The organism is Streptomyces sp. NPDC048275, assembly GCF_040652275.1.
Lineage (GTDB): Bacteria > Actinomycetota > Actinomycetes > Streptomycetales > Streptomycetaceae > Streptomyces.
Window position 1 is genome coordinate 31,304 of record NZ_JBEZLR010000078.1, and the last position, 13,826, is coordinate 45,129.

The 13,826-nt window shown below is 70.3% G+C and carries 12 protein-coding genes; 4 read left to right on the forward strand and 8 right to left on the reverse strand.

The window, feature by feature from the left end; all coding sequences use genetic code 11:
- Window positions 1-53: 53 nt before the first annotated feature.
- From rocD to AB0D57_RS34300, 3 genes are all read right to left on the reverse strand, one after another.
- Window positions 54-1,280, reverse strand: a complete 1,227-nt coding sequence (gene rocD / locus AB0D57_RS34290) for an ornithine--oxo-acid transaminase (RefSeq protein ID WP_362082173.1) — start codon at window positions 1,278-1,280, stop codon at window positions 54-56.
- Window positions 1,277-2,089 carry a dimethylargininase gene (gene ddaH / locus AB0D57_RS34295; RefSeq protein ID WP_362082176.1) on the reverse strand — a complete coding sequence of 271 codons (813 nt, stop codon included), beginning with the start codon at window positions 2,087-2,089 and terminating at the stop codon, window positions 1,277-1,279. The genes rocD and ddaH overlap by 4 nt, the downstream gene beginning before the upstream one ends.
- 123 nt (window positions 2,090-2,212) lie before the next feature.
- Complete coding sequence (locus AB0D57_RS34300; protein WP_362082179.1) at window positions 2,213-2,716, reverse strand: Lrp/AsnC family transcriptional regulator; 504 nt, start codon at window positions 2,714-2,716, stop codon at window positions 2,213-2,215.
- A gap of 194 nt (window positions 2,717-2,910) precedes the next feature.
- Here AB0D57_RS34300 and AB0D57_RS34305 point away from each other — a divergent pair, with 194 nt between their 5' ends.
- From AB0D57_RS34305 to AB0D57_RS34320, 4 genes are read left to right on the forward strand one after another with little or no spacing between them, the layout of a single operon-like run.
- Window positions 2,911-3,666 (forward strand): LytTR family DNA-binding domain-containing protein, encoded by a 756-nt coding sequence (locus AB0D57_RS34305; RefSeq protein ID WP_362082183.1) that lies wholly within the window; start codon window positions 2,911-2,913, stop codon window positions 3,664-3,666.
- A 10-nt stretch (window positions 3,667-3,676) separates the two neighbouring features.
- Window positions 3,677-4,036, forward strand: coding sequence for a hypothetical protein (locus AB0D57_RS34310; protein ID WP_362082186.1), 360 nt, complete (start codon window positions 3,677-3,679; stop codon window positions 4,034-4,036).
- A 3-nt stretch (window positions 4,037-4,039) separates the two neighbouring features.
- Window positions 4,040-5,866: a cation acetate symporter gene (locus AB0D57_RS34315; RefSeq protein ID WP_362082189.1), complete on the forward strand. Its 1,827-nt coding sequence runs from the start codon at window positions 4,040-4,042 to the stop codon at window positions 5,864-5,866.
- Window positions 5,863-7,077, forward strand: a complete 1,215-nt coding sequence (locus tag AB0D57_RS34320) for a histidine kinase (protein WP_362082192.1) — start codon at window positions 5,863-5,865, stop codon at window positions 7,075-7,077. Before AB0D57_RS34315 ends, AB0D57_RS34320 begins: the two co-directional genes overlap by 4 nt.
- A 235-nt stretch (window positions 7,078-7,312) precedes the next feature.
- Here AB0D57_RS34320 and AB0D57_RS34325 read toward each other — a convergent pair whose 3' ends face one another.
- From AB0D57_RS34325 to AB0D57_RS34345, 5 genes are all read right to left on the reverse strand, one after another.
- A complete protein-coding gene (locus AB0D57_RS34325; protein ID WP_362082195.1) occupies window positions 7,313-7,471 on the reverse strand; it encodes a hypothetical protein in 159 nt (52 codons plus the stop codon).
- Between the two features lie 96 nt (window positions 7,472-7,567).
- Complete coding sequence (locus AB0D57_RS34330) at window positions 7,568-9,688, reverse strand: protein kinase (protein ID WP_362082198.1); 2,121 nt, start codon at window positions 9,686-9,688, stop codon at window positions 7,568-7,570.
- 39 nt (window positions 9,689-9,727) lie between these two features.
- On the reverse strand, window positions 9,728-11,176 hold the full coding sequence (locus AB0D57_RS34335) for a PASTA domain-containing protein (RefSeq protein ID WP_362082201.1): 1,449 nt from the start codon (window positions 11,174-11,176) through the stop codon (window positions 9,728-9,730).
- 272 nt (window positions 11,177-11,448) lie between these two features.
- Window positions 11,449-12,402, reverse strand: a complete 954-nt coding sequence (locus AB0D57_RS34340) for a cytochrome c oxidase assembly protein (RefSeq protein WP_362082204.1) — start codon at window positions 12,400-12,402, stop codon at window positions 11,449-11,451.
- 119 nt (window positions 12,403-12,521) lie between these two features.
- Window positions 12,522-13,547 (reverse strand): 6-phosphofructokinase, encoded by a 1,026-nt coding sequence (locus tag AB0D57_RS34345; RefSeq protein ID WP_362082207.1) that lies wholly within the window; start codon window positions 13,545-13,547, stop codon window positions 12,522-12,524.
- Window positions 13,548-13,826 lie beyond the last annotated feature (279 nt).

Genomic DNA, 13,826 nt, shown 5'->3' on the forward strand with positions numbered 1-13,826 from the left:
GCGTAACCGTTCCAGTGTCACTCTCTGTGGCCTCTGGGGCCACTTGGCCGGTATCAGACCCCTTGCGTCAGCACCTTCTCCAAGGTCCCCAGAGCGGACTGGAGCTCCTCGCCGGTGATGGTCAGTGGCGGGGCCAGCCGGATGGTCGATCCGTGGGTGTCCTTGACCAGAACCCCCTCACGCATCAGGCCCTCGCTGATCTCGCGCCCCGTGCCGAGCGCGGGGTCGATGTCGACGCCCGCCCACAGCCCGCGCGAGCGGAAGCCCTCGACGCCCCGGCCCACCAGCGCGGCCAGACCGTCCCACAGGATGACGCCCAGCTCGGTTGCCCTGCGCTGGAATTCGCCGGTCTCCAGCAGCTCGACGACCGCCGAACCGACCGCCGCGGCGAGCGGGTTGCCACCGAACGTCGAACCGTGTTCGCCGGGCCGCAGCACTCCGAGCACATCCCGACGGCCGACCACCGCCGAGACCGGCACGATGCCGCCGCCGAGCGCCTTGCCGAGCAGCAGCAGATCAGGGACGACGCCCTCGTGGTCGACGGCGAGGGTGGTGCCGGTGCGGCCGAGGCCCGACTGGATCTCGTCCGCGATGAACAGGCAGCCGGTGCGGCGGGTCAGTTCGCGTACGCCGGTCAGGTAGCCCTCGTCCGGGATGACCACGCCCGCCTCGCCCTGGATGGGCTCGATCAGCACGGCCGCGGTCGTCTCGTCGACGGCCGCCTCGAGGGCGGCGAGGTCGTTGTACGGGACGACGCGGAAGCCCGGCGTGAAGGGGCCGAAGCCGGTGCGGGCCGTCTCGTCCGTGGAGAAGCTGACGATCGTGGTCGTCCGGCCGTGGAAGTTGTCGGCCGCCACAACGACGGTCGCCTGATCCGGAGCGACGCCCTTCACCTCGTACGCCCACTTGCGGGCCACCTTGATGGCGCTCTCCACCGCCTCCGCGCCCGTGTTCATCGGCAGCACCATGTCCAGGCCCGTCAACCCGGCCAGGGATTCGGCGAAGCGGGCCAGCCGGTCGTTGTGGAAGGCGCGGGAGGTGAGGGTCAGCAGATCGAGCTGGCGGTGGGCGGCGTCGATCAGCACCGGGTTGCGGTGGCCGAAGTTGAGGGCCGAGTAGCCCGCCAGCATGTCGAGGTAGCGGCGGCCCTCGACGTCCTCGACCCAGGTGCCCTCGGCGCGGGCGACGACCACGGGCAGGGGGTGGTAGTTGTGCGCGAGGACGGGCGCCTCGGCGCGGATCAGGTCGGCGGAGGTCAGCGTACGGGCGGGAGCGGTCATGAGCGGATCTCCTGGGTGCAGCACTTGATGCCGCCGCCGGCCTTGTGGAACTCCGAGAGGTCGACGGGGACGGGGACGTAGCCGTGGCGTGCGAGCTGGTCGGCGAGGGCCTCGGCGCGCGGCGCGATGAAGACGTGGCGGCCGTCGGACACGGAGTTCAGGCCGAACGCCAGCGCGTCCTCGCGGGTCGCGAGCACCGCGTCCGGGAACAGCCGCCCGAGCACCTCGCGGCTGCCGGGCGAGAACGCCTGCGGGTAGTACGCGATGTTGTCCTCGTCCAGGACGAACAGCGCGGTGTCCAAGTGGTAGAAGCGCGGGTCCACCAGCTGGAGGCTGATCGTCGGCACGCCGAAGAACTCCTGCACCTCGCGGTGCGCCTCACGGGTGGTCCGGAAACCGGTGCCGGCCAGCACATACCGGCCCACCGGTACGAGGTCGCCCTCGCCCTCGCACACCGACTCCGGGCGGTACACGTCGAAACCGGCATCCTTGAACCAGGTGTCGTACGCGAGGGACTCGGGGCGGCGCTGGGGAGCGTGGAAGAGCGAGCCGAAGACACGGCCCGCCAGGACGAGCGCGGAGTTCGCCGCGAACACCATGTCCGGAAGATCCGCGACGGGTTCCACGGTGTCCACGGTGTGGCCATGGGCGCGATAGGCGCTGATGAGCGCCGCCCACTGGCCGCGGGCGAGATCGACGTCCACCTGGGTGTCCGGATTCATCCAGGGGTTGATCGCGTACTGCACGGCGAAGTGTCTGGGTTCGCAGACGAGAAAGCGCCGAAGGCGCGGCACACGGCTGTCAGGCACAGAGAGGTTCCTCCGCTTCCTGCGGTGTCGGCTGGGGATGTCTCCACGGTAGAAAAAGGGGGATACGGACGACAAGCGCGGAGAGCTGCGCGTGTGCGCAGTATTGCTGCGCAAATCCGGTGGTCAGCGCACGTTCGATGCGTCTTCTGGTGCGGCGTGGGTCGCTCCCGCCTCCGGGGCCTCCGGCAGCAGGTGGGACAGCACCATGTAACTGATCGTCTTCCGGATGAAGGGCTCGATACGGATCCGCTCCAGCACCTCCTCGAAGTGCTCCACGTCCGTCGCGCGCACATGCAGCAGCGCGTCCGCGCCGCCGGTCACGGTCATGGCCGCGGTGATCTCGGGATGGTTGCGCACCACCTCCGCGAGCCGCCGGGGCGGCGCGGCGCCCTCGCAGTACACCTCCACGTACGCCTCCGTACGCCAGCCGAGTGCCGTCGGCTTCACCGTCGCCGTGAACCCGGTGATCACGCCGGTCTCGCGGAGCCGGTCGACGCGGCGCTTGACCGCGGTCGCCGACAGCCCGACCGCCGTGCCGATCTCGGCGAAGCTCGTCCGGGCATTGGCCATCAAGGCCGTGATGATCTTGCGGTCGAGCTCGTCGAACATGGCGGGCTTGCTGTTCATGGCGGCACTGTATCCAGCGACAACGTCCGGGGCCCGCACGGCGGCGACGCCCATGCCGAGCACCGTGCCACATCCGTGCCGAGCACTGTGCCGACATCCGTGCCCCGTGCCGCGGCGACGCCCGCGCCGCGCGCGGCGGCAACGTCCACGCGCCGCATGTCCAGTCGTACGAATTGCTCTTACACTCCACCTTCATGCTGCGCGCGCTCGCCGTCGACGACGAACAACCGACTCTCGAGGAACTCCTGTATCTACTGAACGCCGATCCACGGATCGCCGGCGCTGAGGGCGCGAGCGACGCGACCGGAGCGCTGCGCCGGATCAACCGGGCGCTCGCGTCGGGCCCCGACGGGCCCGACGCGATCGACGTCGTCTTCCTCGACATCCACATGCCCGGGCTCGACGGACTCGACCTGGCCAGGCTGCTCACCGGGTTCGCCAAACCGCCGCTCGTCGTGTTCGTGACCGCCCACGAAGGTTTCGCCGTCCAGGCCTTCGACCTCAAGGCGGTCGACTACGTACTGAAGCCGGTGCGCAGGGAGCGGCTGGCGGAGGCCGTCCGGCGCGCCGCCCAACTCCGGGACACCGCCCCGCTGATACCCGTGCACGAGCCGGACCCGGACCATATATCCGTCGAACTCGGCGGCGTGACCCGCTTCGTGGCCGTCGAGGACATCACCCACGTCGAGGCGCACGGCGACTACGCTCGCCTGCACACCGCCCAGGGCACGCACCTCGTCCGCATCCCGCTGTCCACCCTGGAGGAACGCTGGCGCTCCCGGGGCTTCGTCCGCATCCACCGGCGCCACCTCGTCGCACTGCGCCACATCGGCGAACTCCGCCTGGACGCGGGCACGGTCAGTGTCCTCATCGACTCGGTGGAACTCCAGGTCAGCCGTCGGCACGCCCGCGAACTGCGTGATCTGCTGATGCGCCGGACCACGAGCTGAGGAGGGCGGCGTGCCGCAGGACCCGACCGAACGCCGTGTGGTCGTCACCGGGGTACCCCGGCGCACCCGCGGGACGTCCGGTTACTACCGGCCCAGGACCGAGATCGACGAACAGACCACACTCGGCCACACCTACGTCCGTTCCTTGATGCGCAGCCAACTCCGGGCGGCACTCCTGGTGTTCGCCGTCCTGGTCCTGCTCATCGGTCCGCTGCCCCTCGCCTTCGCCGCGATGCCGGACGGCGAGAGCCTCGAGTGGGTCGTGCTCGGATGCTGCGTCTACCCGCCGCTGGTGCTGCTCGCCCGCTGGTACGTGCGCCGCGCGGAGCGCAACGAGAAGGACTTCGTGCGCCTGGTCGAGGACCGCTGACCCATGAACCAGAACTACGCCGTCCCCGCGGTGGCCCTCGTCGTCGTGGCGACCGTCCTGGTCGGCGCGTTCGGCCTGCGGATCTCCCGGACCACCTCCGACTTCTACGTCGCCTCACGCACCGTGGGCCCACGGCTCAACGCGGCCGCGATCAGCGGCGAGTACCTCTCCGCCGCGTCCTTCCTCGGCATCGCCGGTCTCGTCCTGGTCCAGGGCCCCGACATGCTCTGGTACCCCGTCGGCTACACGGCGGGCTATCTGGTGCTCCTCCTCTTCGTCGCGGCCCCGCTGCGCCGCTCCGGCGCGTACACGCTGCCCGACTTCGCGGAGGCGCGGCTCGGCTCACAGGCGGTGCGCCGCCTGGCCGGGGCCTTCGTGGTCGGGGTCGGCTGGCTGTATCTGCTGCCCCAACTGCAGGGCGCGGGCCTGACGTTGGCCGTGCTCACCGACGCGCCCGACTGGTTCGGCGGGGTGCTCGTCGCGGTCGTGGTGGTCGCCACCGTCGCCGCCGGCGGTATGCGCAGCATCACCTTCGTGCAGGCCTTCCAGTACTGGCTCAAGCTCACCGCCCTGCTGGTCCCCGCCCTCTTCCTGGTCCTCGCCTGGCAGGCCGACGGGGCACCGCGCGACGGCTTCGACGAACCGGCCACCTTCCGCGAGCAGCGGGTCGTCCGCGTCGACGACAGCCTCGACCTGAAACTCTCGAGCCCCCTGACCGTCACGGCGACGGGCACGGTCGACGGCCGGCGCCATCAGGACGAGCGCATCCAACTCCCCGCAGGCGTCCACCACATCGAACGCGGCACCGCGCTGACCTTCACCAAGGGCGACCCGGTCCCGGTCGCCGACCGCGGCAGCAACAGCGGCATGTCCACCTCGCTGGCGGCCGGTCGCGAGGAACGCCCGCTGTATGCCACGTACGGCCTCATCCTCGCCACCTTCCTCGGCACGATGGGACTGCCGCACGTGGTCGTCCGCTTCTACACCAGTCCGCACGGTGTCGCGGCCCGCCGCACCACCGTCGCCGTGCTCGGCCTGATCGGCGCTTTCTACCTCCTGCCGCCCGTCTACGGGGCGCTGGGCAGGCTGTACGCTCCCGAACTCACGCTCACCGGGAACGCGGACGCGGCTGTCCTGCTCCTGCCGGACCGGGTGATCGGCGGGCTCGGCGCGGATCTCCTGGGCGCGCTGGTGGCGGGCGGGGCCTTCGCGGCGTTCCTGTCGACCGCGTCCGGACTGACGATGGCGGTGGCCGGGGTGCTCACGCAGGACGTGCTGCCTTCGCGCGGAGTACGGCACTTCAGGCTGGGCACCGCGCTGGCCATGATGGTGCCGCTCGCGGCGAGCGCGATGGTGGGCGGGCTGCCGGCCGCCGACGCGGTCGGCCTCGCCTTCGCCGTGTCCGCGTCCTCCTTCTGCCCGCTGCTCGTCCTCGGCATCTGGTGGCGGCGGCTGACCCCGCCGGGCGCGTCCGCCGGAATGCTGGTCGGCGGCGGTGCGGCCTTCGTCGCGGTGGCCGCGACCATGGCGGGCTACCCGGGCTCTGGTTCGTTGCACGCGTTCCTGGCCTGGCCCGCGCTCTGGTCGGTGCCGCTCGGGTTCCTCACGATGGTGCTGGTGTCGCTGGCCACGCCGGGACGGGTACCGGCCGGGACCGCGGCGATACTGGCCCGGTTCCATCTGCCGGAAGAACTCTCCGGGGGAGAAATACGGGGAGAGACAAGAGGAGAGACGCGAGGGGAGACGCGGGCCGAGGTGACGGGCGAGGTACCGGGGGAGACACGGGCAGAAGAGGCACGGGGAGAAGTTCGGGGAGGGGCCAAGGCATGAGCGGATTCCTCGCGGGCCTCTGTGTCGCCGTACTCCCCCTGCTCGCCGCCGGGTTCTGGCTCGGCAGGCGCACCGCGCGGCCCCAGAACCTGGGCGGACTCGGCACCCCCGTCGAGCACGCCACCTTCGAGACCCTGCACACCGCCTCGCTGGCCGCGCCCCCGCTGCGTGCGGGGCTCACCGAGGAGACGGCCCGCAAGTCCGCCCGACGACTGCGCACTCTGCTCGGCACGGATGCCCTCTGCCTCATCGACCAGGACACGGTCCTCGCCTGGGACGGCGTGGGGGAGCACCACCGCACGGAGATCATGGAACGGCTCGGCGGCCCGCTGGAGACCGGGCGCGGCGAGGCCTTCCCGCTCGGGTGCGACGAGCCGGACTGTTCCCTGCGCTGGGCCGTCGTCGCACCACTCACCGTCGACGACCGTGTGCACGGAGCCCTTGTCGCCTGCGCGCCCCGCGAGTCCGCCGTGCTGGTGCGGGCCGCGGGCGAGGTGGCCCGCTGGGTCTCGGTACAACTGGAACTCGCCGACCTCGACCAGTCCCGTACCCGCCTGATCGAGGCCGAGATCAAGGCCCTGCGCGCCCAGATATCCCCGCACTTCATCTTCAACTCGCTCGCGGTGATCGCCTCGTTCGTCCGTACCGATCCGGAACGCGCCCGCGAACTGCTCCTGGAATTCGCCGACTTCACCCGGTACTCGTTCCGCAAGCATGGCGACTTCACCACCCTCGCCGACGAACTCCACGCCATCGACCACTACTTGGCGCTCGTACGGGCCCGCTTCGGCGACCGTCTCTCGGTCACCCTGCAGATCGCGCCCGAGGTACTGCCGGTCGCGCTGCCCTTCCTCTGCCTTCAGCCCCTCGTGGAGAACGCCGTCAAGCACGGCCTGGAGGGCAAGGCAGACTTGTCGAACAAGAGCCACATCAGCATCACCGCACAGGACGCGGGCGCCGAGGCACTGGTCGTCATCGAGGACAACGGCACCGGAATGGACCCCGACCGGCTGCGCCGCATCCTCGCCGGTGAGGTCAGTCCCTCGGGCGGCATCGGACTGTCCAACGTCGACGACCGGCTGCGCCAGGTGTACGGGGACGACTACGGCCTGGTCATCGAGACCGCGGTGGGCGCGGGCATGAAGATCACCGCCCGGCTGCCGAAGTACCAGCCGGGCGTGCACTCGGCGGGACGGCTGCCCAGACATTGAATCCTCCCCCAGCTAAAGCAGGGGGATTCCTGGCTTACGCTGCCTGCGGGTCAGCGACCCAACAGGTCTTCCGCGATCAACACCAGCCGGGTTGAAACCAGCCCGGTTTGACAGGGAAAAGCTTGGAGGTGCATGTGCTGTCTTGGCTCTCGATCAGCACGATGTACGCGCTTGGTTCTCGCAACGCACAGAGCGCAGCTTACCCGATCAGGTGGACGGTGTTTCGCCCCGGGCGTCAGGTGCTGCGCGAGGCCACCATCCCGAGTGTGATCAGGCCGAGTACCACCCAGCCGAACCACAGCCAGCCATTGCTGCCGAGCGCCACCGTGTAGGCCGTCACCATGACGAGCCCACCGACGGTGAGCACCCCCATCGTCTTCGTCGAACCGGGCATCGCAGCACCACCCTCCTCGAGGCGGGGTCCGCGAAGCGGGCCGTGGCCTGGGGCCATTTTCACCCGACAGGGCGAGGTTCGCCAGGGCCGGGCAGGCTACTCGTTTCCGCGCATGAGGGTTTTGTCCCGGCGCTCGATGCCGCAGACCACCAGGTAGTACCCCTTCGCCCACAGCCCTTTGCTGCGCAGGCCATGGCTCAGGTAGGTGCGGGAGCTGTAGCCGAAGTCCTCCGGCGGGGCGTCTGTCGCGCACTGCGCGTCCGCCTCGGCGTCGGCGTCCTTGCCGGCCTCGAAGGTATCGAGGTGCGTGATGCGGACGACCACCCCTGCATGGTCCTTGTCGCAGGAGACGAGCTCGTAGTGGGTGTACTGGCGCGCGTCCCCGCGTACATGGCCGAGGCAGTCGTCCTCCTGCATCTGGGTCGCGTCCTCGAACGTCATCCCGTACGGGCGCAGGCCGCCCAGCTTGCCGTACTCCGGTCCGTGTTTCCCGACCAGCAGGCACGCGACGTTGCCGCCGGTGGCCTCGAAGCCGTCGCGCGTCGGCACTACGGCCAGGCTCTGCACATGCCATGCGAGCTTGTCCGCGACGGACTTCGTCCGCTCGGCGCACTGGTTCGCTCCGCTGCGGCTCGCGTCCTCGAACGAGCGGGCCTGGTACAGCTCCATCACCTGCCCGTCGGGGCGCAGGGCTGCGCAGCTGGGATCCAGTTGCAACCGCGGGACACCCGTCGAGGGCGCGGGGGACGGGTCGCTCAGTACGCAGTCGCCCTTGCGGAGCGGCTCGGACAGGCCGACCGTGTCGCCGTACGGGGGGATGTGCTTGCGCGCCATCGCGTACCAGACCCCGCCCGCGGTCAGTGCCAGCGCGAGGAGCAGCGCCGCGGCGCCTTGCAGGACGAGCGGGCGTTTGCGGCGCCGCCTGCCGGGACCTGTGGTGGGGGTGACCGGCCCCGCGGACCACGGCGGACCGAAGCCGACGCCGGGTTGGGGGGTGCTCGGGTTCGGCGGGCCGAAGCCCTGGCCCGGCCGGGGGGCGTATCCGGGGGCCGGGGCGTTGGTGGCGTGCGCTGTGGGCGTGTACGCCGGGTGGGGCGCCGGTGCGCGAGCGGCATCGGCCGTAGGGGCGTAGGCCGCGGCGGTGCGGGCGGCCGGTGCCGCGAAGCCCTGCTCTCCGGCGGGGGCGGCCAGGCCCTGGTCCCGCGCCGATGCCGCGAAGCCCTGGTCCCGCGCCGGGGCGCCGGAGCCCGCCCGGCCCGGTGGCGCCAGGCCCCCGGAGGCGTCGGAGGTGACGAGCCCCGCCCATGGCGGCCGCGAGCCCGGGTCCACCTGGGTCGGCGGATGGGGCTCGGGCAGGATGATGCGGGCCAGGGCCGCCGCCGTGTCCTCCGCGGAGATTCGCTGGACGGGATCCTTCACCAGCAGCGCCTCGATGATCGGCCGTAGCGCACCGGCCCGCCGCGTCGGTGGCGCCTCTTCCAGGACGACGGCGGTCAGTGTCCCCAGATCGCTGTCGCGGTCGAAGGGACCGGTGCCCTCCACACCGAAGTACAGGGTGCAGCCCAGCGAGAACAGGTCGGCCGCCGCGGTCGGTGGCCCGCCCGAGGCCCGCTCCGGTGCCAGATAGCCGGCCGTGCCGACCAGGACGGACGCCCGGGTCCAACGGGTCTCGGGGGAGTCCGGCTGGACCGAGACGCCGTAGTCGGTGAGCAGAATGCGGGAGCCGGGGGTGCCCGTGCGATCCGGGGCGAGCAGGATGTTCGCGGGCTTGACGTCCCGGTGCATGATGCCGCGCTCGTGCCCGGCGGTCAGCGCGTCGAGTACCGCGATGCCGATACGGGCGCACTCGTCGGGGGCCAGTGGGCCGCGCCGGGCGAGCCAGGCGCGCAGGTCCTGCGCGCCCGCCACGTACTCCATCACGATCCACGGCAGGCCCTCGTGCTCCAGTACGTCGTGCACGGTCACCACGTGCGGGTGCCCGCGCAGTACCGCCGCGTGCCGCGCCTCGGCGCGGGCGCGGGCGATGCGCGACTCGTGCTCCTCACCGCTCTCCGGGACACCGCGGAACTTGATCTCCTTGAGTGCGACCTCGCAGTCGAGCCGCTGGTCGTGGGCGAGCCAGACATGGCCCATCCCGCCGGAACCGACCTGGTCCAGGAGCAGATACCGGCCGCCGATGACACGGCCCACTCCCGACTGCGGTGATCCTGCTGCCATCCGGTTGCTCCCCGGGTTCTGCGTCGGTTCGTACGCGGATCAGGTCATGACCTCGGTGGCCCCGCCGGAGTCGGTCGTGGAGGGTTCACCGGGCGCGGAGTCGCTGGTGCCGGGGTCGACCGGGGCGGGCCCGCTCGACTCCGGTTCGGTCGACGGTGGCGCGCTGCTGACGGTGGGGTCGACCGAGGGCGGGGCGGCCGAGGTGGGCTGCGAGGGGGTGACCGGGTCGCTTCTGGTCGGCGTCTGCGATGGTTCCGGCGGAGAAGTGTCCGGTGGAGGAGTGTTCGGTGGAGAAGTGTCCGGCGGGGGCGATGAGTGCGTCCCGCCGTTCGTCGGGCCGTCCGTCCCGCCATCAGTGCCGCCGCTCGAACCGGGCGTCGTCGGTGTTCCGGTGTCTCCGCCCGAGGATGAGGGGCCGGACGAGGGGCCGGACGAGGGGCCGGACGGAGTCGGCGGGGTGCTCCCGGGGCCAGAGCTCGACGCGTCCAGGCCCGAGCTCGCGTCGTCGGGGCCACCCGTGGTCGCTCCACCGGATTCCGACGGCGAGTCCTCACCATCGCCGGTGTCGGACGGGCTGTCGTCCCGCACGCTCAGGGTCACGGGCGTGCCCCATTCGACCTCGCTGCCCGCGGCGGGCTGGGTGGCGATGACCGGGGCGTCGTCGGGCGGCAGAGTGCCGCCGTCGTACGCCATCGCCAGCCCCTCGTCCGCCAGGCTCTGGGTCGCCCGGGCGAACACCATGCCGGTGACGGCAGGCACGGTGTGTTTCTCGTGGGTGCTGAACGACGTGTCGTTCTTGCCCTCGGTGCCCAGCGGCCGGGCGATCCCACGGTCGGGGTTGTGGACGTCGACGAGCTGGAGCTTGCGGATGTCCTGCCGCCCGGGCGGCGGCTTGACCACCACGACGTGGTCCTGCCGGAAGTCGGCCCACTTCTTGTTGCCGTCCGTGAACTGCACCTTGGTCTTGGCGGCGTCTCCCTCGAAGGGGAGCAGCGGGTTGCCGCACGAGCACTTCACGGCGGGCAGTCCCTGCTGATCGACCAGAATGGCGATTCCGGCCTGCAGCAGAGCGGCGTAGGGAACGGCCTTGCCGTCCTCGTAGTCGTGATTCGTCACGAGAGTGTCGTGACGCAGTACGACGGGTGTGAGCCGATCGATATAGCCAGGGATCTCATCGGTGGTGATACGCAGCACCCGCGCCCATTCCTGAGCCTTCGCGGAGTTCTCGGGAGCGGTGAGGAAATTCTTCAGCTTCTCGACATCGCACGTGCCGGGCTTGGTCGAGCCGCCGAACTCACCGGTGGCCCCGTCGTCGCCGCCTTGTCCCGGCGAACCGCTGTCGTCGCCCCCGGTGGCACCGCCGTACAGCCCGGGGTTGTTGCTGGCCTGCACGCCACCGCTCGGCCGCGCCTCGCGCAGGTGGATGTCCGTGCCGAGTTGGCCGTCCTCCTCGAAGAAAGGAGAGACCGATGAAACGCCGGCCGCCACGGCCCGCACTACGAACAACTGATCGGATTTGCTGCACCCGCTGACTATCAGCACGGAAACCAGCACTAAGACAATCCTGCGGGCCGCCGAAATCCCGACCCTTTGCATGGACACGCGAAATGTCATGACCGCTCCCCCTGCGGTTTCCCCCGTGGGCTCCGCATCCGGACACGGGACCGTCCGGACGCGGAGCATCACATCTCATGCTACTGAACGGAAATGCCTTTCACGCAAGGCGAATTGCAAAGTTAATTCAGCAACCGAGAGATGATTCAGCGACCGCGTGCGTTGAGTGAGGCCAGATAGGCGTTGTACGCCTCGAGTTCCTTGTCGCCGTCGCGGTCCGCGGCCCGGTCCGTGCGGCGGGCCTGCCGCTGCTCGGAGTTGTACCACTGGAAGAGCAGCGCGAGCAGCACGAGGACGGACGGGATCTCGCTGAACGCCCAGGCGATGCCGCCCGCCGCGGTCTGGTCGGCGAGCGCGTCGATGCCGAGCGAGGCGGGCGGGTTCTCGTACGTCTCGACCATCGGCCCGGACGCCATCATCAGCGCGATGCCGAAGAACGCGTGGAACGGCATCCCCGCGAACAACTCCAGCATCCGCATCAGATAGCCCGGCCGGTGCGGCCCCGGGTCCACACCCATGATCGGCCAGAAGAAGACCAGGCCGACGGCGAGGAAGTGACACATCATCGCGATGTGCCCGACCTTGGAGCCCATCAGGAAGTCGAAGATGGGGGAGAAGTACAGCGCGTACAGGCTCGCGATGAACAGCGGGATCGTGAACGCCGGGTGCGTGATGATCCGCATGTAGCGGCTGTGCAGGAACATCAGCAGCAGTTCACGGGGCCCCTTGTGCCCCCGGGTGGCCGCCACCGGCAGTGCGCGCAGGGCGAGCGTGATCGGCGCACCGAGCAGGATCAGGATCGGCGACAGCATGCTGATCACCATGTGCTGCACCATGTGGACGCTGAACATCACCATGCCGTAGTCGTTCAGCTTGGTGCACATCACCAGCATCACGGTCAGCACACCGAGGACGAAGGCGATGGTCCGCCCGACCGACCACTTGTCGCCGCGCCGAGCCAGCCGCACCACCCCCCAGCCGTACAGGCCGAGTCCCGCCAGGCAGGCGACGAGGAAGAACGGGTCCGCGGACCACTCGAGCCCCCGTCCCAGCGTGAACGGCGGCAGATCCATGGTCATGCCGTGCCCGCTGTGATCCATCCGCCGGCTCCTGTTTCGTACGGGTTGTGCGCAATCTGTCCGGCACCAGACTAGAACTGACCCCGGTCACCCTGGTGACCGGGGTCAGTACGAGCGCACTGAAAGGGCCGCGGAACCTCCTAAAGCACGCACTCCGCTTCGGCGTACCGCTCGTCAGGCACCGTCTTCAGCGTCTCCACCGCCTCCGCGAGAGACACCATCACGATGTCCGTACCCCGCAGCGCGGTCATGTGGCCGAACTCACCACGGTGCGCGGCCTCCACCGCATGCCAGCCGAACCGCGTGGCGAGCACCCGGTCGTACGCCGTCGGCGTACCGCCGCGCTGGACGTGGCCGAGGATCACCGGACGGGCCTCCTTGCCGAGGCGCTCCTCCAGTTCGAGGGAGAGCTGCCGGGCGATGCCCGCGAACCTCTCGTGCCCGTAGACGTCCTTGCCGCCCTCGTCGAAGTTCATCGTGCCCGCACGGGGCTTGGCGCCCTCGGCGGCCACCACGATGGCGAACCGCTTGCCCGCCTCGAAGCGCTCGCCGACCGTCGCCGCCAACTCCTCGATGTCGAAGGGGCGCTCCGGTACGACGATCGCGTGCGCGCCCGCCGCCATGCCGGAGTGCAGCGCGATCCATCCGGTGTGGCGGCCCATGACCTCCACGATCAGCACCCGCTGGTGGGACTCGGCCGTGGTCTTCAGCCGGTCCAGTGCCTCGGTCGCGACGCCGACGGCCGTGTCGAAGCCGAAGGTCACGTCGGTGGCGGCGATGTCGTTGTCGATGGTCTTCGGCACGCCGACGATCGGCAGGCCGCTGTCCGAGAGCAGCCGGGCGGCCTTCAGCGTGCCCTCGCCGCCGATCGGGATGATCGCGTCGAGGCCGAGCTCCGCGACATGACCCTTGGCCCGCTCCACGCCGTCACGCAGATGCGCGGGCTGGACGCGGGAGGAGCCGAGCATGGTGCCGCCGCGAGCCAGGATGCCGCTCACCGCGTCGAGGTCCAGCTTGAGGTAGTCGCACTCCAGAAGGCCCTTCCAGCCGTCCCGGAAACCGATGACCTCGTCGCCGTGGTCGACGACCGCACGGTGCACGACGGACCGGATGACGGCGTTCAGGCCGGGACAGTCGCCGCCGGACGTGAGGACACCAATGCGCATGGCCCGAAATACCTTCTCAACGTGGGCTGGGGACCGGACCACGTTGTCCGGCTGGATCCCGGTCACCCTACCGGCGGGACGGGGTGGTGCCGTAGCGGGCGTCCGCCTGGTGGACTCGCCCGCACAAGTGAGCGGGCGGGCTGTCAGGCGGGCCCTGTGGACACCGTGCCGGACACGACTCGGGGCGCAGGCGCCGATGTGCACCTCATCGCCCGTGGACCGCATCTGGCGGCCATGAGGCAGCACGGAGTCCATGTACTCAGCCCGCGCGGCGACTTC